Below are 23463 nucleotides of genomic sequence, written 5' to 3' on the forward strand. Positions count from 1 at the left end.
TGAGATGTTTGAGTGCTTATATTACCCCTGCGAACAAGGGTAATTATAGTGCAAAGAAGAGCGTTTTGAGTGAGCGGGTGTTGAGTATTAGTGGCCCCCCGCATTCGCGAGGATAACAAGTTGATTAGCGCTTACATGAATGTCGTGATATGCAGTTAACGATCAGCCAACATTTCATTAATGGCCACTGCAAATTGTTGGGGTGAGTCTTCTTGCAGAAAATGCCCACCCTGTAGCGTTTGATGGTTTTGACCTTTACTGCCCGGAATTTTTCTTTGCATGTATTTATCGCCGCCTCGCGTGATGGGGTCGCCATTGCTGAAGGTGGTGAGGAAAGGCTTCTCCCATTGCTCTAATACCTTCCAGGCTTTTCGGTTGGCGTCTGATGCAGGGTCATTAGATGAAACGGGGACTAATTTTGGGAATGCACGTGTAGCGGCTTTGTACGTTTTATTTGGGAATGGCGCATCATACGCTTTGTGCTCGGCAGCTGATAACTTTTTGAATGTTCCGCTTTCAACGATTCGGCTAATCGGAAACCACGGGCTATATAGTGCAAAGGTTTTCCATAAATGAAAGGCCTTTGGAACGGGTTGATCGCCGGTAGGCAGCATACCATTACCTACGACGATGGCTTTGAATCTATCTTTATTTTCTGCGGCTAACCTTAAACCTATGAGTGAACCCCAATCTTGACAAACAAGCGTGATATTTTTTAGGTCTAGTTTGTCTATGAACGTCTGCATCCAGTCCATGTGCTGTTGATAAGTAAACACGGATAGATTGATTGGCTTATCAGACTTTCCAAATCCTATAAGGTCTGGTGCGATCACGCGATGCCCTGCGGCGGCACAAATGGGGATCATGTTTCGGTATAAATATGACCAACTCGGCTCACCATGCAGCATTAGTATTGGGTCAGCATCGCGAGGGCCTTCATCGACAAAATGCATTTGCAACCCTTGGGTTTTTCCACTCCCTACTTCAAGGCCTTCATCGACTTTCACATAATGTGGGTGAAACGGATAACCGACTAAGCGTTCAAAGCATTTATCAGGCGTGCGGAGGTATTTGATCATGGGTGTCCCTTTTATATTTATTATTGCGTTGGTTAACCATAGCAATGTTTTAATTAAGAATTCAAATCACTTTAATAAGTTGTTCGCTCTGCCATTCGGTCAACACTCCAAATGACTCAAGAGTAATACCTTCGCTTTTAGCCAATTGAAGCAAACGGCCTTCAGATTCGGGCGTTACCGCAATCAACAAACCACCACTCGTTTGGGGGTCGCATAAAATATGCTTTTGATTGTCGCTTAACCCTCCTTGCTTACTGCGAACTTTATGGCCATAGCTATCATGATTTCTGATGGTGCCGCCGGGGATTGCACCGGCGTTAAGGTAGTCTATTGCTTCAGATATAACAGGGACCTTATCAAACTCGACAACTGCACCCACACGGCTCCCTTCACAGATTTCGCTAAGGTGGCCTAGTAAGCCAAAGCCAGTGACATCGGTTAATGCTTTAACGCCTTCCATTGGCGCTACTTTCTTGCCAAATGTATTGAGCTGACACATGATATCTCTTGCTAACGTGCTGTGTTCAGGCTTTAGTATTTTTTGTTTCTGCGCGGTCGTTAAAATACCAATTCCTAAGGGCTTAGTGAGGTAAAGCTTACAGCCTGTGGTGGCGGTATTATTTTGTTTTAATTCGGACAACAAGACAGATCCTGTGACGGCTAAACCAAAAATCGGTTCTGGTGAGTCTATACTGTGTCCACCGGCTAATTGAATACCCGCATCGGCGCAAGCTTGGCGCCCTCCTTCAATTACTTGTTGTGCCACCCCCGGCCCTAAGCGGTTTATTGGCCATCCTAATATAGCAATGGCCATCATAGGCGTGCCCCCCATTGCGTACACATCGCTAATTGCATTGGTGGCGGCAATACGGCCAAAGTCAAAGGGGTCATCGACTATAGGCATAAAAAAATCTGTCGTACTGATAATGCCAATACCATTGCCCATATCATAAACAGCGGCATCATCCCTTGAACTATTGCCGACTAACAAGCGTGCGTCAGGTGCTATCGTTCGTTCTGTTTTTAAGATGGTGTCCAGTACCTTAGGGGATATCTTGCAACCACAACCTGCGCCATGGCTGTATTCTGTAAGCTTTATAGGGGTCTTATTCATGGATTAATCCGAAGATGAAATGTAAAGCGACTGATAAATGTTGCGTAGTTTATAAGCCTTAATTACTCATCGACATTGATAAAAAACAATTAAGCGATTCTTTCACACTCAAGCAAAAAACAGCATTGACAAATTTGAGTGGTTTTGCAAAAGTGCTCTCCTCGCTTTTAGGTGCCATTACTGTTCGCTTAGTGACCGTATTCATTCACAAGCAGCATTAAAATGGAGAATCGGGAAATCGGTTAAAGTCCGATACGTGCCCAGCGCTGTAATGGTGATTGTTCAACATAAAGTGCCACTGGATATATTAAACATATCTGGGAAGGCCATTGAGCAAGTTGACCCTAAGTCAGAAGACCGGCCTTTAAGCTTTCAGAGACGTTTGGACAGGCGTACTCTCACTTTTCCGATAAGGGGAATAAAATGGAAAAGAAAGATCCTCAACACCAAGACCAACTATTTTTTTCTGACGATGAGCGGCACGGTCTGTATAAAACCATCTTTAATAGACGTGATGTTCGCGGGCAATTTAAACCAGACCCGATTCCTGACGATGTTCTAAGCCGTGTCTTATATGCAGCTCACCACGCGCCTTCTGTCGGATTTATGCAGCCTTGGAACTTTGTGGTTGTTCGATCGCAGCAGGTCAAACAAAATGTTCATAGCGCGTTTGTTGAAGCCAACGACAAAGCAGCAGACTTGTTTGAGACTGAAAAAAGCAAAACATATCGATCTTTAAAACTAGAAGGTATTCTTGAGTCGCCGGTTAATATTTGTATTACTTGCGATCGCCAACGTACTGGGCCCAACGTCATTGGCCGCACATCTATGAAAGAGATGGATCTGTACAGCAGTGTATGTGCTGTACAGAACTTTTGGCTAGCGGCGCGAGCAGAAGGGCTGGGCGTTGGATGGGTGAGTATTGTTGAGCGTAAGGCGCTTAAAGAGGCTCTGGCCATCCCATCTGACATCGTTCCCATTGCCTATTTATGTGTGGGCTATGTATCGCACTTTTTTGATAAACCTGAACTAGAAACGGCAGGTTGGCTAAAAAGAACGCCGCTTGATGACCTTCTCTATTTTGACCAGTGGGGCGAGCAGAGAAACACCGAAGAAGACACTTTGGTTTCTCAGGTCGTTGATGACAAGCACTTTCCGGGTGAATGGTAGGCAACATAAAGCGTTAAGCGCAGCACTTTTTAAACTTCTTATCACTTCCACAAGGACACGGGTCATTTCTGCCTACTTTTAACTGGCCCGTTGACGCTACATCGCCATCAACATAAAACCACTGCCCTCCTACCTTCTCGAACCGTGACACTTCATGGAGGCCTTTAATCTCACTTCGTTGGCTGTCACCGTTAATCCCTTTATCTTTAAACCAAGCGATAAACTCTACAATACCCTGCTCACCTTGCTGGCTGCTCTTAACGATCTCTAACCGCATCCACTCTGTTTTTTCAGCAGACTCGGCTAAATCTTGCCTATCTAATGCAGGCTGCTTATTCGGATGCCAAGTTGCCATCAAGTAATCGACGCGTGCGAATGAATACGCGGTGTAACGCGATCGCATCAGTTGTTCACAGTGGGCGGGCTTGGTTGTTCCATTGATAAACGGCTCGCAACATGCTGCATACAGAAGCGCTTGCCCTTCATGAATATTACCACAAGGACACGGGGTGTTATTGGTCATTGGCATTTGCTCTCTGTGCTAGATTAGAAAAATAAAGGTATACTGGGATAAGCGCTAACAGACCCAACAGCCCTGCAACCATATAGAGTGTCGTGTAACCCGCAAACTTGGCGACAAACCCACTTAACGCCCCTACTAAACCCGACATAACCACTTGAATGCACGCCTGAACCGTAAAATCACTGCCTTCATGGTCTTTTCTACACTGCCCCATCATCAGCGCGAATAACGCCACAGTTGACATACCATCGGCGGCTTGTTCGAACAGTGCAACGGCAATAACCACATCTACACTCAAATCACCCTTTGCTAATACGCCATAAGCGGCAATACCGAGTGCTTGTAGCAAGCCAAAAAGCAGTAGTGACCCTTTTGCGCCTAATCGATAGTAAATAAAGCCCGCTAAAACGGCGGCAATCAAGCCACATATTGAGGCCCAAAACGTTATTTCCGCAATGGCCGTAAGACTGAACTCAAGATCAACCAAAAGCGGTTTTATCATGCCTGAGCCTAAGGCATCAGCGACTTTATAGGTAAACAATACAACCAACCAATACCTGATACCACGTTGAGAGAAGAACCCCCTATAGGCATCAAACCAACTGGATTTATTGGATGTGTAATGGCTGCAGTGCTCATCCTTAAGTCTTTTTGGTTGTGTATTTTCTGATGGTTCTTTAAATAAATACGAGGGCACGAGTAGTACGAATAAGCAAAGGGACAAAAACTGAAATGAAAGCGACCAGCCAAGCTTATCGACACTTAATAACAATAGGCTTCCACTGAGAATCATCCCCGCTTTAAACCCTGACACCTGAATACTATTACCCAAACCTCGCCACTTTTCTGGTAATAATTTAACCGCTAAACCATCGGTGGCGATATCTTGCGTAGCGGCGGTAGTATTGATCATCAGCACCAATAAAAAAAACAAAATAATAAACGAGCCAAACAGTGTATCTGGGGTAAAAAATGACAATATCAGTATCAGCAGCGCTAACGCCGATTGCATGGTTAATATCCACCCTCGTTGATCACCCAAGCGTGCGACTTCAGTTCTATCTACAAAAGGTGCCCAAAGAAACTTTAAAAACCACGGTAACGCAAGCAGTTTTAACAAGCCGATATATTCAACCGCCACGCCATATTCGCGTAATAGTGCGGGTAGTGCATGCGCTAAAAATCCGGAGGGTAAGCCTTGCGAAAAATACAACGATGAAAGTAAAACAACGGTAAAGACTGGTAAGGTTTTGGGTTCAGTAGGCAGCATTAAATAGGCACTATTGGTTAATTAATCGCACATATTTAAAATAGTAAACTCATCAAGGTCAAATGTTTCTAATAGCTCCCCCATTGAATAGCTTAAATCGATGAGCAGCGACCGTTGAGTGTCACTCATTTTCACCTCAGTATCATTCGTCAGCGTTTCTAGATGGGTTTGAAACGATACGATCATGGCCTCTAGTTCGTCGAGTAACACGGTTAACTCAAATAACACATCATTCTCTTGCTGCGCCTGATCCTCTCCTAATGTCGATAACCACTGATCCAGCGCGTCTGACAAAATCCCTGCAGTCGTCACCAACATCCAAGCTCTTCTGGCTATTTGTTTTGATGTAATGACCACGAGGGTCTCGTTCAATAAAGCCAGTTCTGAAGTTGCAGTTAAAACATGAGGCCAGCGTTTATTTAACTGGCGTTGACTCTCAATAATCGAGGCAGTGTTTCTCACCGAACGATTGGTAGTACCAGAAACACTCGGTCTAATGACGTTAATGACGGCACTAAAAACAGGCCTAAAATAAACTGACGCATTCAATTTTAAAATAGGCAAAATAGAGACGAAGTTATAGTTTTGTTCAACACCACGATGGCAAAGATCGCTCACTTCATTACTGACAATCAATATTTGTTGCGCTGTACTTAAACCCTGTTCAACTTTACCATCAGGAAAACCCGAGCCATCAAACCGTTCATGATGGGTGCGTATAATCGGTTTAATTCCTGGTGAAAGTCGAGGAATCGTATCTAAAAAGCGCCCTGTGATGACCGGGTGGTTATCATCATTCGCTTCACTATTTAATGAGCCCGCCTCATCCGAGAAAATAGGCGACAGTTTTTTTAAATGCGCCCTACCTGATGCCGCAATATCTTGAACAAGACCCGCAATAAATAAGTCTTTAGTCGCACTAACCGGCAGTTTTAATTGCCCTGCTATCAAAAAGCAAAACCAACTACAAAACAGCGCTTTTTCGATAAAGTCAGGATGACTCTCGGCGGCAGCTTTAAAGGCGTCCATTAAACTAGGGTATTCAGATAATTGATAACAAAGAATACGAAGTTTCTGATCATTACCAAAACCTCGATGTATTTCAGCCAATACATCATAGGTGTTGAATAGCTCAGAAAAGCCATTGAATAAGAATTCGCCATGATTGAGCTTATCTGTGGGTGCTGTTTGGCCACCCAGTTCTGGGTGATTATTATTTACGCTTAACGAGCTCATATTGTATTCCAGATAACTCAGTTTCTAGATGCATCAGGCTATTTTAGCGGTACCAAAATGACTTTAATACGCCGATCATTCTTATTCGTTGGGTTATTATGATTCTAGCAAAGTTATCTAAAAATAAACCACTAATAGATTGATATCTTTAACCTTGAATTATAGCTGAGCAAGGGCCATTATACGGTCACTATTAATATCCCTAAAGCCTTCTCTTAAGGTACTACCCCTAAGGTATTGATCTTAAGACGAGTACAAGCCTATTAAGCTTCAAAATAATAAGGAATATCGCATGAAAGTTCTGGTTACCGGTGCTAACGGACACATTGGTGCAAACGTCGTTCGCTCACTCATTCAACAGGGACACACCGTTAAAGGGTTCATACGACAAGCGTCTGATACACAAGGTATTGATGGCCTCGATCTTGAGCTTTGCTATGGCGATGTGATGAATGCAGAAAGTTTAGAACAGGCGGCGATTGGCTGTGATGCCATCATCCACTTAGCAGCGGTGTACAAGACCATTGCAAAAACAGCAGATGAGATTGTCGAGCCAGCCATTCAAGGGGCCAAAAACGTATTTTCTGCAGCTAACAAAGCCGGAATCAAACGCATTGTTTACACCAGCTCTGTAGCGTCTGTTGGTTTTTCTTATGACCCTAATGAAAAAAGAACTGGAAGTGATTGGAATGACGACCCGCAAAACCCATATTACATTGCAAAAACTAAAAGTGAGCAGGCAGCACAAGCCTTAGCCAAAGAGTATGGAATTCATGTTGTTGTTATCTGCCCTGCTATTGTATTAGGCCCATACGATTACAGAATCACCCCCTCAAACCAAATGATTAAAGATTGGATTAATGGCAAAGGCCAAACCTATATTGGCGGCCTTAACTTTGTTGATGTGAGAGATGTTGCAGATATCCACGTTGCTGCACTGACCAAAGGTGAAAACTATCATCGCTATATCGCGGGTGGCGAAAATATGGAGGTTAAAAAAGCAGGCCTGTTATTGAAGAAGCTCACAGGGGTTAAACCACTTCATTTAGGGATGAGTCGCTCAATAACACTGCTGACTGCTAAGGTCGTAGAATCACTTTGCAAGGTCACCGGTATTACACCGCCATTCACCTATGATTTGGTATATGAAGTGGCTGAGCGTTACGCCTATTATGAATTTCAAGACACCATTGACACCTTGGGTATTACACCTCGCAAGGCCGAAGACACTATTAAAGACTGCATTCAATGGCTGCTTGACAACCAGAAAATTAAGCCTTCCATTGCGCAAAAAGTAAAAAACCAATTAGATAGCAACCGTTAGTGTTAGCGGTTACTCTAGCGATAGTATAACCGCATTCCACCACAGGAGTATTTATGCAAGACGACGTTAAAGAGTATTACGGTAAAGTACTTCAGCATAGTGATGACCTCAAAACCAATGCATGCTGCACTGACAGTAATATGCCTCATTATATTAAGCACGCATTGTCACAAGTTCATGATGAAGTCATGGCGCGTTATTACGGCTGTGGTCTGATTGCGCCAGCACTATTAGAGGGCACCCGCATTCTTGACCTAGGCAGTGGCTCAGGTCGAGACTGTTATGTGCTGTCTCAATGGGTCGGCGAAAAAGGCTCTGTGGTGGGTGTTGATATGACTGAGGAGCAATTGAATATTGCTCAAAAACATGTCGATTACCATGCTAATAAATTTGGCTATGCTAAGCCGAACACTGAATTTAAGCTCGGTTATATTGAGCGGTTAGATGAGCTAAATTTACCTGACAATAGCTTTGACATCATTGTGTCTAACTGTGTTATTAATCTTTCCCCTGACAAAGAAGCCGTCATGAGAGAAGCTTATCGATTACTTAAACCAGGCGGTGAGCTTTATTTCTCCGATGTTTACGCCGATAGACGAGTTGAAGAAGAACTAGTCAATGACCCTGTATTATTTGGAGAGTGTTTAAGTGGCGCTTTATACTGGAATGACTTTATTAATTTGGCTAAAAAGTCTGGATTTAACGACCCTCGTTTAGTAGAAGACAGTGTTATCACTATTGACAATGAAAGCGTTGAAGACAAAATTGGTCATATAAACTTTTTCTCTGCAACGTACCGCTTATTTAAGCTACCTGAGCTAGAACCTCAATGCGAAGATTACGGGCAAGCGGTCATTTACAAGGGCTCTATTCCTAATCACCCTCAAGTATTTTGGCTCGATAAACACCATGCGATTCAAAAAGGAAAAGTATTCCCTGTTTGCGGCAACACATGGAAGATGCTTCATGACACTCGCTTTAAAGATCACTTCGAGTTTATCGGCAACTGGGATACACATTATGGCATTTTTGAAGGTTGCGGAACCTCACTCCCCTTTGATCTTTGGGAAGACGCCAACAGTGATTCAAGTGGTGGGTGCTGTTAACTGAACAACACCTATAGCTGAGCAACACTAAGAGAAGTTTAGCGTCTCGTTGAAAAAGGTGGCCGCTGTCCGGTCATCTTTTATCGCTTAAAGGCAAAATCATTCCCCTCCCCCCCCTATTATTACCCCCTTTGCACGCCTAATAACGCCTATTTACAGCCTGTTGCGCTCTATAGTAAGCATAAATAGGCTAAAGGCACATTAATTGCTGCTTAAAGACTAACCAAATCAGTCGTTTTTAACGCAGGGGAATATCATGCTTCGTTTACCGGTTATCGCAATTGCCACCGGCCTAGCGGTAATATTAGCTACCGTTATCTTTTCAACCAAAGACCCTGGACTTTTTATCAACCTACCTGGGTTATCAATCATTGTCGGGGGTGTGCTCACCGCACTTTTTTTCAGTTACTCAAAATCAGATATTTTGACCGCATTCCGCACGGTAAAGTTATTGATCGATAACCACGCCATCGATAAACAGCAAGCCATTAAAGACATGACCGCAATCGCTTATTTGTGGAACAGAAAAGACCTTAAAGGCGTTGAAAAGAAACTCAGCACCATCGACAACAGCTTTTTACACATGGGTGTACAGCATATTATCGATGGCCGAACCACCGATGAAATAGCCTCGGTGCTTAATTGGAAAATTCGACAGCTACATCACTCAGAATACCGTTCAGCAAAGCTATTTCACTCCCTCGCGATGTTCGCCCCAGCGTTTGGCATGGTTGGCACGCTATTAGGGCTTGTGAATATGATGTACTTAATTAGCGATCAACCCAGTATCGACATTGCGAGCCACTTAGCTATTGCACTCGTAACAACGTTTTACGGATTAATATTTGCCAATGTTTTTTTTAAGCCCATTGCTATTAAACTTGAACGCAGGGCTGATCAACTGGTTGAGTGGATGCGCATTATGATGGTCGGCATCATGATGGTTGAAAAACGAAAAAGCGCTGCATTCATCGAACTCGCGATGGAAACGCTCGACCCTTTTGAGCACTGCAATTTAGGGGCAGAGCTCACCTCACGCCCATTAGAGCCTGCACTTAACCATTAGCAAATAATTCGGGGGTTTATTATGGCTTATCAACCTTATTGCAAGCCAATAGCTGCAGTCGTAACATCGCCCACCTACTACGATGACTTTGCGCTAGAAGACAAAATTCTGCCTGATCAACGCGTTGATAGTGAATCATGGTTGCTAAGCTATATTGATGTGTTTCTGCTTATTATCGCCTTCTTAATAATTATGCTTTTAAAATCGACAGATCAAACATCAGCTGCCGAACAGCCACTAGTCAATGATCCTACACCTCTAGCTACACCTCTAACTACACCTCTAGCTACACCTCAAACCACACCCCAAACCGCTCATGATCCCGCACCTCAAGCCTTAACAGAGACATTAAGAGGCCTCAGTGCCGACCACCGCATAACAGTTGCCAGCAACGATAGGCATATCAGTGTCCGCCTTGATAATACGTTAATGTTTGATTCTTCAAAGGCGGTTATCAAGCCTGAGGGTAAACAAGCTATTCTGGCGTTAGTTCCAACATTAAAAGCACTGAATAAACCGCTAGTGATTGAGGGTCATACCGACAATACGCCGATTAACACATCGCTTTACCCATCTAACTGGGAGTTATCAGCCGCTCGCGCCAATAGTGTTTTGCATTACCTTTCATCTCAAGGGGTACCCAAATCACTATTGAGTACCGCTAATTATGCCGATACTCGCCCCCTCGCGCCTAATAACAGTCAAACCAACCGAAGCATGAACCGAAGGGTTAATCTGCTGATTTTAATCGAGGGAGCATCAGGCAACAGTGATTTTAAACTCTAAAAGAGGCATAATAGCGCCAAATTTTAGAGGGTTATTAGATTATGAGTACAGAAACTATATTGTTACAACGTTGCGATTCAAAATGCGAACTCTGTTCTTCTGATTCAAACTTGGATCTCTATCAGGTTCCACCCGATGCAACAAATGATGCCGATAAATGCGTTATGATTTGCGACACTTGCCGTGGACAAATCGATCAGCCCGATACTATTGATGCAAACCACTGGCGCTGCTTAAACGACAGTATGTGGAGCCAAGTACCTGCTGTTCAGGTTATGGCATGGCGTCAACTCAAGCAGTTATCAACCGCTGGCGAAAGCTGGGCAAACGATTTGCTTGATATGTTATACCTCGAAGATGATGTAAAAGCATGGGCAGAATCAACGGTTCCCGCTGAAAGCGATGACAGCACAACACCGACGCTAGACAGTAATGGTGCAGTTTTGCAGGCAGGCGATACCGTCACATTAATTAAAGACCTTGATGTAAAAGGCGCAGGATTTACTGCCAAGCGCGGCACAGCTGTTAGAAACATCTCGTTAACGTCAAACCCTGAGCATATCGAAGGGCGCGTTAACGGTACACGAATCGTACTACTGACCTGCTTCCTGAAGAAGTCAAACTAGTCACAACACACATGAGGCAAATTCGAACTGAATTTGCCTCTACCTGACTCATACTTTAACGTCTATCTTATAACTTAAACTGCAACACTCTCACCCCTTAAAACTCAGAGCAAAGATGAATGCGACCCCACAACTATGATGTAGAGCCAGATGCTGGCATGAAATTGCATGTAATAAAAATGCTATTTCCTTATCTTTTAGAGTTTAAAAAGCGCGTCTTCTTGGCATTAAGTTGTTTAGTGTTAGCCAAAGTTGCCAGCATCATTATTCCGTTCATTTTAAAAGACATTGTCGATGCACTAGATGCAAAAGATTTAGGTGCTAGCGCATTACTAGTGGCGCCCTTAGGGCTTGTTGCCGCGTACGGCTTAGCCCGGTTTATGAACGTCGTATTTAATGAAATTAGAGATACGTTATTTGGCCGTGTGACAGAGCGGACGATCAGACGCATAGGTCTTCAAACATTTAGACACCTTCATAAACTTGATATGGATTTTCATATTAATCGCCGTACCGGTGGATTATCGAGAGATATCGAGCGAGGCACTACAGGCATCAACATGCTGATGCGCTTTTTAGTGTTCAACATATTCCCTACTTTATTTGAAGTTTTGATGGTTATCGGCCTACTCTTCTACAACTACGGCATTAGCTTTGCCCTGATTATTTTATTATCTGTTGTTGCATACGTCGCTTATTCTATTGTGGCGACAGACTTGCGCACTCGCTTCGTTAGAGAGGTCAACAAGGCAGACTCTGCATCCAATTCGAGAGCTATAGATAGCCTGCTTAACTATGAGACGGTTAAATACTTTACCAACGAAACATACGAGTCGAATCGCTATGACGAAAACCTAGCAACGTGGGAGCACGCGAAACGAAAAAACCGACTCACTATGTTTGCATTAAATGGTGGCCAGGCATTAATCATCGCCGTAGCGACCACCAGTATGCTCGCACTCGCAGCCCTACGCGTCGCAGATGGCACCATGAGTATTGGTGATTTTGTATTAATAAACGCATTTATGATGCAGATTTTCATTCCGCTTAATTTTTTAGGTTTTGTCTATCGCGAAATAAAAGGATCATTAGCAAACATCGAGCAGATGTTTGAACTACTCAAAAAGCAGCCCAAAATAACGGACTCAAAAGATGCAGAAGACCTTGCACTCGCGAATGCGGAGCTTGCATTTAACAATGTATCTTTTCACTACAATTCTGAAAGGCCAATCATTAAAAATGTTAGCTTTACCGTTAGAGAAGGCGAAAAAGTAGCATTAGTGGGTGAAAGTGGCTCAGGTAAATCGACACTGGTAAAGCTGCTCTTTCGTTTTTACGACTGCAACCAAGGGTCAATCACCATTAATGGCAAAGATTTGCGTGATGTAACACAACAATCGTTAAGAAAAGCCATCGGAATTGTCCCCCAAGATACAGTACTTTTTAATGACACTATTTTAGAAAACGTACGCTATGGAAACGTAGACGCTAGCGACGAAGAGGTGTTAAAAGCTATTAGCTTAGCGCACCTAGATGACTTTATTAGTCAGCTGCCCAAAGGTGTCTTAACGACTGTTGGCGAACGAGGCCTTAAATTGTCTGGTGGTGAAAAACAGCGCGTGGCAATAGCCAGAACCATTCTAAAACACCCACCTATTCTGGTCTTCGATGAAGCAACCTCTTCACTCGATAGCCGATCAGAGCAGGCGATTTTAGAAGCAATAAAAGAAGTATCAGAAGGATATACCAGTTTGGTAATTGCTCACCGCTTATCAACCGTCGTCGATGCCGATAAGATTATTCTATTGAACCATGGGGAACTAGCCGAGCAAGGCACCCACGAGCAGCTATTAGCACTGAATGGTCAGTATGCTAAGTTATGGCGCATTCAGCAAAAAGAGCGTGAGTAATAACATAGGTGTATCGACCCATTCAAAATGGTGCGTTAAAAAGCAGGCCTTAACCCCCTGCTTTTTTGACCACCCAGCCATACTTTTTGAGCTCTTCAACTAAACGTTCGCGGTGATCACCCTGTATTTCTATCACCCTATCTTTAATCGCTCCGCCAACCCCACATTTCTGCTTCAAATTTTTGGCTAGATCTTTTAGCTCTTTGGCCTCAAGCGGCACACCGGTAATGAGTGTAACGCCCTTTCCTTTTCGCCCCTTCGTCTCTCTTGAGACTCTTACGACGCCATCGCCTGCTTCAATACCGCTTTTTTCATTACACCGACACCGAGAAACGGACTCACCGCACCCAGGACACATTTTTCCGAATTCGGTTGAGAATACCAAACCACCTGATTCTCTGCTTTTTCTAGACATAAAATGAAAACCTGACATTTAAACCTGAAGCTCGTATTCTATTTTAATTCCTGTTAATTTCCTAATAGGCATTAATTAACAAAAAGATCTCTTATTTCATTTAATTAAAGGAATAAACATGATTCACACAGCAGGTCAAAAGCACATACGCAGCCTAGGTATATTATTATCAGCCACCTTGCTTACCGCCTGTACTGGGACCCGGCCAGTAGATATAGGCATCTTAGATAACCAACTGACACCTTGCCCTGATAGCCCTAACTGCGTGAGCAGTTACGAAGATAAAAAAGACGAGACTCACTATATTGATGCACTTGTGATTAAAGGAGACAACCCACAGCAAGCATGGTCTTCATTGCAGTCATTAATAAAGCAAAACAGCAACGCCGAGATCATTAAACAAGATGATCACTATATTTATGCAGAATACACAAGCAGTATTATGAGGTTTGTAGACGACACCGAATTCTTACTAGACAAAGAAAACAACCGTGTACAACTTCGCTCTGCGTCCCGCTTAGGCCATAAAGACTTTGGCGTTAATCGTGAGCGCCTTGAAGCAATAAGAGCAGAACTACAAAAGCAAAACATCGTTAATTAAGCATATTACTCCGGCCATCATAAGGCCGGAGTCTATCCTGTTTCTCTCAATCATCAATTTATCTATTTATCTATTTATCTATTTAAAATAATTGTTTGTTCATGTTTACTTTTTAAAAAATACTGTATACATTTACATGTACTGTATAAAGACACATGAATAAGCGGCCGTTATGATTAAATTAACCAATAGACAAACTGAAGTTTTAAACCTGATTCAACGTAACATTGAAGAAACAGGCTACCCACCTACTCGCGCTGAAATCGCAAAAGAGTTAGGGTTTCGTTCAGCTAATGCCGCAGAAGAACATATTAAGGCACTAGCCAAAAAGGGCGCACTTGAAATTGTTCCAGGTGCAAGCCGGGGTATTCGTTTACCCGAGCACCACAAACCCGGAATCCCTATCGTTGGTCAAGTGGCCGCAGGTAACCCTATTTTGGCTCAAGAAAACATTGAAGATTACTGTAGCCTTCAACCAAACTTTTTTGCGCCAAGCGCCGACTATTTTTTGCGTGTTAAGGGCATGAGTATGAAGGATATCGGGATTCTGGACGGAGACCTACTGGCCGTACATAAAACCGAACAAGCTCGTAACGGACAAATAGTCGTTGCCCGAATAGACGACGAAGTCACCGTAAAACGCTTTCAAAAAAACAAACATGAAGTTCAGCTAATTGCAGAGAATGAAGAATTTGAACCTATCGTTATTGACCTTAGAGAACAAGCGCTCTTTATCGAGGGTTTAGGCGTAGGGGTTATCAGAAAGGAAAATTTATCATGAAACAAATGAGCTTTTATGATGAGCAACCCGCTATTGAACCTGAGCAAGGCTTGTATGCAGTTGAAGATAATGCGGCGGAGCTTGCAGTAGCGCTGCAAGCGCCTGCTCAAACGGCTACTGCACCTAGTGCTGGAAATGTGACCGAAATTATATTATCGCCAGAGCAAGCTGAAAACTTTCAGATGCTTCTACCAATGATGACACAATTGAATCAAGAGAATCGTTGGTTGGCCTGGATTGACCCGCCACAAAGCTTACTTAATCGCTGGCAACAACAGTCTGGTATTATCGCAAATCAAATAATGATTTTAAGATCAACCGAGTCAAAGTCTACACTTGACCTTACGCTACAAGCACTGTCAGCGGGTACCTGCCATGCAGTGATCGCATGGACTAACAAGCTCACTAAAAATGATTTCCGTTTGTTAGAGGCCGCATCAGCCAAAGGAAGTAGCCACGGCCTCGTGATGAGATATAGATAAAGGGTTTGACTATCCTTTAATGAACCGTTCTAAACTCTTCTTCTATATCACTTTCAGCTATTTGTTTTGATATCACGCCTACGGTCTGAATGCCTGCATTAATCATTGATTTCGCAACCGTTACGTTATGCTCTTTCAAGAACTCTTTTGCATCTTTCGAGAAAGTAATGGTGACTAACGCATCCCCATCTTCATCTGCTTTTTGTAAAGCAAAATCGCCATTGGGTAATTCTATAATTTCTAAAAACGCACTACTCATAAAACAAACAGCCCTGAATTCATATGGATTTCAAAAGAAACTGGATACACTTTCTAAAAATTAATGTAACACTCAATTAATAAATTGTTGCCAGAGTATACTACTAAACCCCTTTAAAATCCTCACCATTCAGACATTCTCGACCTTAGGTCTTCTAAGTAACTTTTAAACTCACCTAAAATGCGTTTTAAGTTTTCGATTGAATCAACTTCAGTAGCAGCACCTGATGTCGCGATCAATGCATTGGATGCAAGATCCTGCTCTTCACTTGCGGGCTCACGGCTTTTAGGCAGCCTGACTAATAAATCGTTTTTTCTTAAATCTGACACCCAGCTGCCTTGAACCTTTGAAAGTTCTGTCAAATATTCAATTTCAGGGAGCTCATTGCCTATCTCGCTGACTAAGCGCTCAAGTGTCATTGATAAGTCAGAAGGTCGTTGGTGATATTCCGCCAATTCATTAACTAAACTACTCCACGCTGCGCTCATCAATAAAATTGATGATTGCTTGTGTGACTCATCGCGAGGTTTAAAAACGGCTGTTGACGCTAAATTGAATTCTTGCCAAGCTTGTAGCTGTATATCTGCAAGGTATAACTTTTGTGAAGTCTGAGATTGCCATTTATTCATTGCTGCTACTTTTCGCCTCGAAGTCGTTAACCTACATGAGATATTACGGATTATTATACGTAATAATGTGTTATTACAAAAAAAAATGCAGTTACAACTCGAAACATACAGATTTTTCAAAATAAAGTACTATTATAGGTAATAACTTTTAACGAACTATCAGCAAGTTATAGCTTGCAGTAGATAAATACAATTAATAAAGACTTATTAGTAAGCATGCGAGGCCGTAGATATATGAAATTATCCAAACTGGTTACAGCTGTAGCAGTCCTGACTCTGTCAGCATCAAGCAGCTTAGCCCTAGCAAAAGTTGATGAAGCTACAGCCAAACGGCTAAAAAATGATTTAACACCTGTTGGAGCTGAAAGATATGGCAACTCCGAAGGTACGATACCTGCATGGGATGGCGGTATCAAAGAAATTCCAGCTAATTATGAAGAAGGTCAGTTTCACCCTGATCCTTTCGAAAGCGACAAAATGTTGTTTAAAATAAATAAAAGCAACATGGCGCAATATGAAAAGCACTTAACCGAAGGCCAAAAAGCGCTGTTAACACAATATGCGCCTGGTTATGAAATCCCCGTTTACCCAAGTCATCGTTCAGCATCTTACCCTGAGCGCATATATGAAAAGCTATATGAAAATGCGCTTGGAGCAGAACTGCTCGAGAATGCCAATGGCGTAAAGAGCACCATTGCAACAAGCCCTTTTCCGATACCCGCAAACGGTGTTGAAGTTATTTGGAACCACATTCTTCGCTTTAGAGGCGAACAGTACGAATATAGAGCCGCGTTTGTAACCCCAACAAAAGATGGTTCATACACCCCCATATTGACTAACTATGGATATTACTTTGCCTATGCTGAGCCCGGCATTACGCTAGAAGAGATTGATAACAAAATTTTCTATTTGAAAACCAAAATAGTCAGCCCTGCAAAATTAGCAGGTACGCTTACATTAGTACATGAGACATTAGATCAGGTACGCTCACCACGAAAAGCCTGGAGATACCAAGCAGGTGAAAGGCGCTTACGACGAGTACCAAACCTAGCTTATGGAACGGACTTACCATCAACAGCGAGTCTGCGTACCGTTGATCAAAAAGACATGTATAACGGCGCGCCCAACCAATATAGCTGGGAGCTGCAAGGCAAAAAGGAAATTTATATTCCTTACAACTCATATAAACTTAATAAAGCCAGTGAGGATGCAGAAAACGTTATTAGACCGTCACATATCAACCAAGACCTAACACGCTACGAGCTTCACAGAGTTTGGGTCGTAGAAGGCAAATTAAGAGAAGGCCTAAACCACGTTTATCATAAAAGACGATTCTACTTTGATGAAGATACTTGGCAGATTGTGCTAGCAGAAGATTATAATGAGGATGGAGAACTTTGGAGAGTATCTGAAGCCCATACCATTAATAATTATCAAGTACCTGCAACATGGATTGCAGTAGAGCTTACCTACGACTTAAAAGCTGAAAGATACTATTTAGATGGTGTAGATAAGCAAGGGCCAGTTAACTACAACCCTGATTTTAAGCGTCGTGAATTCACAACGTCCGCTGCACGCAGAGAAGCTAAGCGATAAACCGTTCATCCGCGTAGTTATTAACAATCTCCCTATTAAAGGCAGCCATCTGGCTGTCTTTTTCCGTTTGTTACCCCCCTTTCCTCTATTTTCGACTTGCCCCTAGCCGGTTATTGATCTTTACTTACTCTAACACCCCATATTAATGGCGTCAGTGGCTATGGCTCACCTAAGACTGGCTATGCTTCTATGAACGTCAAATCGGGCATCATTCAAAAAGAGCAAAATACTAACAATGACAACACCCGTCTTAATTTGTGACGACTCTAGCGTTGCCAGAAAGCAAATGGCTCGCTCCTTACCAGCTGATTGGGATATCGAAATCAGTTACGCTGTTCATGGTCAAGATGCGATAGAGCAACTTAAACAAGGTAAAGGCGAGATTTTGTTTCTTGACCTTAATATGCCGGTTATGGATGGCTACGAAACGCTTGAATCCATTGTAAAAAATGATATTCAAACAATGGTAATCGTGGTCTCGGGTGACATTCAGCCGGAAGCTCGCGAAAGAGTTAAAGCGCTAGGCGCATTAGAGTTTATCAAAAAGCCTATTGGCGTTGATGACCTTACCGTTATCCTCGAAAGCTTTGGCCTTTATTCTAAAAGTACAGACAGCACTTCAACCGATGGCAGCGCTGCCCCCCCTCCTCCTCTTCAGAGATCAGAGGCGGAACTTGCGGGTGCTGGTCAAGTACAATATCGTGACTGTATTCAAGAGATATCAAACGTTGCAATGGGTCAGGCTGCGGATTTATTAGCAAGATTACTAGATGTATTTGTTAAGATGCCGATCCCGAACGTTAATATTTTAGAAGTCAGCGAGCTTAAAATGGCACTTGCTCAGGTGGAGCAAGAAGATACATTTACCGCTGTATGCCAAGGTTTTATTGGATCAGGGATAGCCGGCGAAGCGCTACTCATCTTTAGCGACTCTAGTTATGCCGATATAGCAAAGCTGCTTAAATTTAGCGGTGAGCTTAATGATATAACAGAGCTTGAATTAATTATGGATATCGCCAGCATATTAGTAGGTGCATGCACCGGCGGTATCGCTCAACAACTTGATATATCGTTTAGCCAAGGTCACCCCATGGTTCTTGGGCAGCACGTTAAGGTGAGCGACCTGATTAAAACAAACGAAACACGCTGGAAGCAAACGTTGGCAATTGAGATAACCTACGAAATTGAAAACTATGATATCACTTGCGACCTCATGTTGCTTTTTACAGAAGACTCAATCGACAATTTGAATCAGAGACTATCGTATCTGATGGGTTAATAACGCGTTATGGCAAAAGATAATTTAGACATAAAAGAGTTCCATTGGTTAATGGATATGTTGCAGACCATCGATGTAGGTCTGATTGTTCTAGACAAAAACTTTAAGGTTCAAGTCTGGAATAGTTTTATGGAAAATCACAGCGGTATCCCCCCTTTATCAGTCAAAGACAAAGTACTATTTGATGTATTTGGTGATATCCCTAAAGAATGGTTTACGCAAAAAGCTGAGTCGGTTTTTCTACTTAAGAGTCGAGCGTTTATTACTTGGGAGTTACGCCCTTATTTATTTAAATTTAAAAACTATCGCCCTATTACCGGTACAGAAGAATTTATGTACCAGAACGTCAGTATAAGCCCACTGGTTTCAGTCGATGGATCAGTCAGCAGCATCTGCGTTATCATTTATGACGTCACAGACATCGCAAGTAATAAAAAAGCGCTCGAAAAAGCCAACGTAGAACTCGAGTCTCTCAGTAGAACCGACCGCTTAACCATGCTAAACAATCGAGGCTATTGGGAAGAATGCTTACAAAACGAATATAGCCGACTTCAGAGATACGATACAACCTCTTCGCTAGTAATGTTTGACATTGACCACTTTAAAAAAGTAAACGATACCTACGGTCACCAGGCAGGCGATGAAGTCATCAGGGTTGTGTCAAAGCTATTGCGAGACTCACTGCGAAAAACAGATATAGCCGGTCGTTACGGCGGAGAAGAATTTGGTATTATTCTAGGACACACTTCGTCTGAGAATGCTTTCATTTATTGTGAGCGCTTACGAAAAGCTATCGAGGACACCACGGTTGTTCACGACGGTATCGAAATAAAGTTCACTATTAGTCTAGGTATTTGTGAAGCCTCTAAAAAGTTAGAAGATTATAAACAGTGGCTAGAAAAAACAGATCAAGCGCTTTATCAATGTAAAGAAAGTGGCAGAAACAAAACCATGATTTATGATTTATCGACGCTTTAAGTGTTATTTAAAGCGATAAAAATTGTGGCTTAGAGCCGCGCCTACACTATTGAATTAAGTTTCTTTCAAAATTATAGGCGCGCTACTCTTAACCCATCAAGCGTTATGAATGATAAGCTGAACCAATCAACTTAGATTCAATGCGGTAAAATCTAATCGACCCTCGACTACCGGTGGACACCAAAAATAAGCGCCTGTTATCGGTTTTGTAAATTTAAACAACCCGTCAATAATTTTATCATCTTTACCTGTCATGCGATTAAGTTGCGCTTCAAATGCGTTAAATGACTCACCAAACGCAACAAAGTTAAACCCTTCGCCCGCCTCATTTGCCCAAGGCATAGACCGTCTAATAACAAACGCTTGCGGGCTAAAGCTTTCTTGTTCTGTACGTTTTACGTGAGCTGATTCAGGCGCATCTTCAATTTCTTCATTATTGCTTTTGCGCCGCCCGATAATATGATCTTGCTCTATGGGCTCCATTTCATCCAATTTATTAAGGTCATGCACCCACTGCTGAACAGCAACAAAACTGCTACCATCGACACCCATTTGTTTTGATGATGCCAACGCACAGGCTATCGCCTCTTCACCTTCTGGGTTTTCGGTGCCGTCTTCATAGCCACTCAAATCAAGACCACTTTTATGCTTAAAAGAATCAACAATGTCATCTATTACAAATGCGGGCGCCAGCGCACGACTGATCTCGCGTTCTTTATGTATTAAGTCGCCTCTATCGCGTCCTCTTAACCAACACCACAGAGCCCCATGCGTGGCGGGTATTTCTACGCCACAACTAACAAACGATGGAAAGGGCCTCATTCCTTCTATTTCAACACCCAATGTCGTTAATAAAGAATGACCAAGCCCAACAACGACTTCATCCCCATCTGCAATCAATGAAAGCCTCGTTAACGCCTCAGAGAGACTCTTTTCATCATCTATAGAGAAAATTAGATACCGTGCTGAAAGAGGTATTGGTTTCAGAATTCCAGGTTGTGATTGATTCATTGTTTCTCCTATTAATCTTCATACTGCTTTTTTTGATCGAGACGGCAGCAAATGATTTTATTATAAGCATAAAATTATTATTGCAGATAAAGGCTTAATTTTCCTTAAAAAAAAGGGCAGCCTTAATAGGCCACCCTTTCTTAATATGAACGTTCTTGCCCATATCTATAGCATAGGCACTTATTATGCCTTTGCTAGCACTGTTAGCGATTACTTGCTCAAGTCTAGCAACAGTTTATTAAGCCGAGTCACAAACGCGCCGGGCTCTTTAAGCGCATCGCCACTGGCTAATGCCGCTTGATCAAACAGAACCCAAGCTAAGTCGTTAAACCGCTCATCATTTTGCTCTTCGTTAAGGCGCTTAACCAAAGGATGCTCTGGATTAAGCTCGAAGATAGGCTTGCTATCAGGTAGGCTTTGGCCTGCCGCTTCCATGATGCGACGCATCTGCGCCCCCATATCTTGCTCACCAACCACTAAGCATGCTGGAGAGTCAGTCAACCGGCTTGTTACACGCACATCTGCGACTTTATCTTTTAACAACTCTTTAATTTGAGTCAGCAAGCTTTCAAGCTCTTTAGTCGCCTCTTCTTCTTGTTTCTTAACTTCTTCGTTTTCAACATCACCTAGATCAAGTGCACCCTTGGCAACATCTTGGAACTGCTTACCGTCATACTCTGTTAAGTAAGACATCATCCAATCGTCTATACGGTCTGACATCACCAACACTTCGATTCCTTTCTTACGGAAGATTTCTAGGTGTGGGCTGCTAGCAGCAGTACCAAAGCTATCTGCAGCAATATAGTAGATCTTATCTTGACCTTCTTTCATTCGGCCAATGTAGTCTTCTACTGATTGATCTTGATCTGTTTTGCCCGTATGGGTTGTCGCAAAACGAAGCAGTTTAACAATTTTGTCTTTATTGCCCATGTCTTCTGCTGGGCCTTCTTTTAACACCTGACCAAACTCATTCCAAAATGCCTGGTACTTCTCTGGGTCATTTTTGGCAAGCTTAGTTAAGGTATCTAGCACTCGCTTAGTTAATGCACTACGCATGCTATCGACCGCTTTATCACTTTGTAGAATTTCACGCGATACGTTAAGTGACAAGTCATTAGAATCAACCACACCTTTAATAAAGCGAAGATAAAGCGGCAAGAATTGCTCAGCATCATCCATTATAAAGACACGCTGAACGTAAAGTTTTAATCCGCGCGGTGCTTCTCGGTTGTACATGTCGAAAGGGGCTTTAGCCGGTACATAAAGCAAGCTAGTGTACTCAAGCTTTCCTTCTACTCGGTTATGAGACCACGTAAGTGGATCTTGGAAGTCATGGCTAATGTGCTTATAGAACTCGTTATATTCTTCGTCTTTAACTTCTGATCGAGATAACGTCCAAAGGGCAGTGGCTTCATTGATTGCCTCGAACTCAGGTTCTTTCGCTTCTTCGCCTTCTGCTGCAGGAGCAGGCTCTGAAAGCATTTCTACAGGGAATGAGATATGGTCAGAATACTTTTTAACCAAGCTGCGTAAACGCCAACCGTCTGCGAATTCTTTTTCGTCATCTTTTAAGTGAAGAACAACTGAAGTACCACGCTCTTTTTTCTCAATCGTTTCAAGCGTAAATTCACCTTCGCCTTCTGACTCCCAGCGAACACCTTCAGAAGCGTCTAAACCTGCTCTTCGAGTAAAGACTTCTACTTTTTTGGCTACTATAAACGCTGAGTAAAAACCAACACCAAACTGGCCAATTAACTGTGAATCTTTTTGCTGGTCGCCTGACAAGTTTTTCATAAAATCAGCTGTACCAGACTTGGCGATAGTACCCAAGTGATCCAGTACATTCTGACGAGACATGCCTATACCGTTATCAGAAATAGTGACGGTATTGGCTTCTTTGTCAAACGCCAATCGAATTTTAAGGTCACTATCGCCTTCATAAAGTTCAGGTTTTGATAGTGCTTCGAAACGCAATTTATCTTCTGCATCTGAAGCGTTAGAAATAAGCTCACGGAGAAATATCTCTTTGTTGCTGTACAAAGAGTGAATCATCAAATGAAGAAGCTGTTTAACTTCTGTCTGAAAACCTAAGGTTTCTTTTTTTGTTTCTACAGTCATGTTTAGCTTAACTCTCTTTTCATTCGGGGAGCGGATTTATATTTAGCTTGTCGCTACGATCAAAAACACCGTAGCGAACTGGTGATATCTTATTTGGGGACGGC

General features: G+C 42.7%; 23 protein-coding genes and 1 riboswitch. Of the genes, 13 read left to right on the plus strand and 10 right to left on the minus strand.

Features of this window, described 5'->3' with window-relative positions:
- Positions 1–155: 155 nt before the first annotated feature.
- Together NKI27_RS12115 and selD are read right to left on the minus strand one after the other, a co-directional pair.
- Positions 156–1079 carry a haloalkane dehalogenase gene (locus NKI27_RS12115; protein WP_406802401.1) on the minus strand — a complete coding sequence of 308 codons (924 nt, stop codon included), beginning with the start codon at positions 1077–1079 and terminating at the stop codon, positions 156–158.
- 61 nt (positions 1080–1140) lie between these two features.
- Positions 1141–2193, minus strand: a complete 1053-nt coding sequence (gene selD, locus NKI27_RS12120) for a selenide, water dikinase SelD (protein WP_406802402.1) — start codon at positions 2191–2193, stop codon at positions 1141–1143.
- A gap of 178 nt (positions 2194–2371) precedes the next feature.
- A riboswitch (cobalamin riboswitch) is annotated at positions 2372–2570 on the plus strand.
- Between the two features lie 46 nt (positions 2571–2616).
- Between selD and bluB the strand changes: the two genes are divergently transcribed.
- The gene (bluB, locus tag NKI27_RS12125) at positions 2617–3363 is read left to right on the plus strand and encodes a 5,6-dimethylbenzimidazole synthase (protein ID WP_265046311.1); all 747 of its coding nucleotides are present in this window, start codon (positions 2617–2619) and stop codon (positions 3361–3363) included.
- A gap of 13 nt (positions 3364–3376) precedes the next feature.
- Here the strand turns inward: bluB and NKI27_RS12130 are convergent, their stop codons facing one another.
- The 3 genes from NKI27_RS12130 to NKI27_RS12140 are packed head-to-tail and all read right to left on the minus strand — an operon-like array spanning position 3377 to position 6392.
- Positions 3377–3886 (minus strand): YchJ family protein, encoded by a 510-nt coding sequence (locus tag NKI27_RS12130; RefSeq protein WP_265046312.1) that lies wholly within the window; start codon positions 3884–3886, stop codon positions 3377–3379.
- Positions 3876–5156, minus strand: coding sequence for an MFS transporter (locus tag NKI27_RS12135; RefSeq protein WP_265046313.1), 1281 nt, complete (start codon positions 5154–5156; stop codon positions 3876–3878). Before NKI27_RS12135 ends, NKI27_RS12130 begins: the two co-directional genes overlap by 11 nt.
- A gap of 21 nt (positions 5157–5177) precedes the next feature.
- Entirely contained in the window at positions 5178–6392 is a 1215-nt protein-coding gene (locus NKI27_RS12140) for an HD-GYP domain-containing protein (protein WP_265046314.1), read from the minus strand.
- A gap of 292 nt (positions 6393–6684) precedes the next feature.
- Between NKI27_RS12140 and NKI27_RS12145 the strand changes: the two genes are divergently transcribed.
- The 6 genes from NKI27_RS12145 to NKI27_RS12170 all read left to right on the plus strand — a co-directional run bounded on the left by NKI27_RS12145 (position 6685) and on the right by NKI27_RS12170 (position 13210).
- The gene (locus tag NKI27_RS12145; RefSeq protein ID WP_265046315.1) at positions 6685–7716 is read left to right on the plus strand and encodes an NAD-dependent epimerase/dehydratase family protein; all 1032 of its coding nucleotides are present in this window, start codon (positions 6685–6687) and stop codon (positions 7714–7716) included.
- A gap of 53 nt (positions 7717–7769) precedes the next feature.
- On the plus strand, positions 7770–8822 hold the full coding sequence (locus tag NKI27_RS12150) for a methyltransferase domain-containing protein (RefSeq protein ID WP_265046316.1): 1053 nt from the start codon (positions 7770–7772) through the stop codon (positions 8820–8822).
- A 256-nt stretch (positions 8823–9078) separates the two neighbouring features.
- Entirely contained in the window at positions 9079–9888 is an 810-nt protein-coding gene (locus tag NKI27_RS12155; protein ID WP_265046317.1) for a motility protein A, read from the plus strand.
- Positions 9889–9909: 21 nt separating this feature from the next.
- Positions 9910–10674, plus strand: a complete 765-nt coding sequence (locus tag NKI27_RS12160; RefSeq protein WP_265046318.1) for an OmpA/MotB family protein — start codon at positions 9910–9912, stop codon at positions 10672–10674.
- Positions 10675–10715: 41 nt separating this feature from the next.
- A complete protein-coding gene (locus tag NKI27_RS12165) occupies positions 10716–11300 on the plus strand; it encodes a PhnA domain-containing protein (protein ID WP_265046319.1) in 585 nt (194 codons plus the stop codon).
- A 119-nt stretch (positions 11301–11419) separates the two neighbouring features.
- Positions 11420–13210, plus strand: a complete 1791-nt coding sequence (locus NKI27_RS12170; RefSeq protein WP_265046320.1) for an ABCB family ABC transporter ATP-binding protein/permease — start codon at positions 11420–11422, stop codon at positions 13208–13210.
- A gap of 49 nt (positions 13211–13259) precedes the next feature.
- Here the strand turns inward: NKI27_RS12170 and NKI27_RS12175 are convergent, their stop codons facing one another.
- Positions 13260–13625: a translation initiation factor Sui1 gene (locus NKI27_RS12175; protein ID WP_265046321.1), complete on the minus strand. Its 366-nt coding sequence runs from the start codon at positions 13623–13625 to the stop codon at positions 13260–13262.
- A gap of 118 nt (positions 13626–13743) precedes the next feature.
- On the opposite strand from NKI27_RS12175, the gene NKI27_RS12180 reads away from it, so the two are divergent.
- From NKI27_RS12180 to NKI27_RS12190, 3 genes are all read left to right on the plus strand, one after another.
- Entirely contained in the window at positions 13744–14226 is a 483-nt protein-coding gene (locus NKI27_RS12180; protein WP_265046322.1) for a DUF1499 domain-containing protein, read from the plus strand.
- Positions 14227–14398: 172 nt separating this feature from the next.
- On the plus strand, positions 14399–15007 hold the full coding sequence (gene lexA / locus NKI27_RS12185) for a transcriptional repressor LexA (protein WP_265046323.1): 609 nt from the start codon (positions 14399–14401) through the stop codon (positions 15005–15007).
- Positions 15004–15489 (plus strand): cell division inhibitor SulA, encoded by a 486-nt coding sequence (locus NKI27_RS12190; RefSeq protein ID WP_265046324.1) that lies wholly within the window; start codon positions 15004–15006, stop codon positions 15487–15489. Before lexA ends, NKI27_RS12190 begins: the two co-directional genes overlap by 4 nt.
- Positions 15490–15505: 16 nt before the next feature.
- Here NKI27_RS12190 and NKI27_RS12195 read toward each other — a convergent pair whose 3' ends face one another.
- Together NKI27_RS12195 and NKI27_RS12200 are read right to left on the minus strand one after the other, a co-directional pair.
- Positions 15506–15748: a hypothetical protein gene (locus NKI27_RS12195; protein WP_265046325.1), complete on the minus strand. Its 243-nt coding sequence runs from the start codon at positions 15746–15748 to the stop codon at positions 15506–15508.
- A gap of 122 nt (positions 15749–15870) precedes the next feature.
- Positions 15871–16377, minus strand: coding sequence for a DUF6586 family protein (locus NKI27_RS12200; protein WP_265046326.1), 507 nt, complete (start codon positions 16375–16377; stop codon positions 15871–15873).
- A gap of 234 nt (positions 16378–16611) precedes the next feature.
- Between NKI27_RS12200 and NKI27_RS12205 the strand changes: the two genes are divergently transcribed.
- The 3 genes from NKI27_RS12205 to NKI27_RS12215 all read left to right on the plus strand — a co-directional run bounded on the left by NKI27_RS12205 (position 16612) and on the right by NKI27_RS12215 (position 20230).
- Positions 16612–17973: a DUF1329 domain-containing protein gene (locus NKI27_RS12205; RefSeq protein ID WP_265046327.1), complete on the plus strand. Its 1362-nt coding sequence runs from the start codon at positions 16612–16614 to the stop codon at positions 17971–17973.
- Between the two features lie 235 nt (positions 17974–18208).
- A complete protein-coding gene (locus tag NKI27_RS12210) occupies positions 18209–19252 on the plus strand; it encodes a response regulator (protein ID WP_265046328.1) in 1044 nt (347 codons plus the stop codon).
- 9 nt (positions 19253–19261) lie between these two features.
- The gene (locus NKI27_RS12215; protein WP_265046329.1) at positions 19262–20230 is read left to right on the plus strand and encodes a GGDEF domain-containing protein; all 969 of its coding nucleotides are present in this window, start codon (positions 19262–19264) and stop codon (positions 20228–20230) included.
- A 126-nt stretch (positions 20231–20356) separates the two neighbouring features.
- Here the strand turns inward: NKI27_RS12215 and NKI27_RS12220 are convergent, their stop codons facing one another.
- Complete coding sequence (locus NKI27_RS12220; RefSeq protein ID WP_265046330.1) at positions 20357–21241, minus strand: Dyp-type peroxidase; 885 nt, start codon at positions 21239–21241, stop codon at positions 20357–20359.
- Between the two features lie 210 nt (positions 21242–21451).
- The gene (htpG, locus tag NKI27_RS12225) at positions 21452–23359 is read right to left on the minus strand and encodes a molecular chaperone HtpG (RefSeq protein WP_265046331.1); all 1908 of its coding nucleotides are present in this window, start codon (positions 23357–23359) and stop codon (positions 21452–21454) included.
- Positions 23360–23463: the final 104 nt, after the last annotated feature.

It is taken from the genome of Alkalimarinus alittae (assembly GCF_026016465.1).
GTDB classification, from domain to species: Bacteria; Pseudomonadota; Gammaproteobacteria; order Pseudomonadales; family Oleiphilaceae; genus Alkalimarinus; species Alkalimarinus alittae.